Here is a 320-nt window from a genome sequence, read left to right on the forward strand (position 1 = left end):
ACTACGTCACCAACGAAGGCAACCGGGTGACCTTTTTCTTTTAATTCTTCAATTTGCTTGCCTGCATCGGTAATGCCTTCGCGTGGCATTTTGTACATAGCTTTGGCGTGCAAAGGAATGTCCGGACGAGACCAGGCATCGGGTGCAGGAGACAAGTCATCGGTATTCGTTTCGCCAGTCACTTTAAAGACGGTTGCTTTAATTGATTTAGGCAGTTCGTCGCTGCCGGTGAACCATTCGGCATTTGCCCAGGACTCAACCACTTCTTTCGCCAACGCATTACCGGCTTTCATTTTCTCTTCCACGTCGTGGAAGGCGTC

Annotated in this window: 1 pseudogene; it reads right to left on the minus strand. The window is 49.7% G+C overall.

Annotation, left to right across the window (positions count from 1 at the left end):
• Positions 1-320: pseudogene (locus B3180_RS04520) on the minus strand (aconitate hydratase B); the annotation flags it as partial.

Source organism: Idiomarina sp. UBA4206 (assembly GCF_002383015.1).
GTDB classification, from domain to species: domain Bacteria; phylum Pseudomonadota; class Gammaproteobacteria; order Enterobacterales; family Alteromonadaceae; genus Idiomarina; species Idiomarina abyssalis.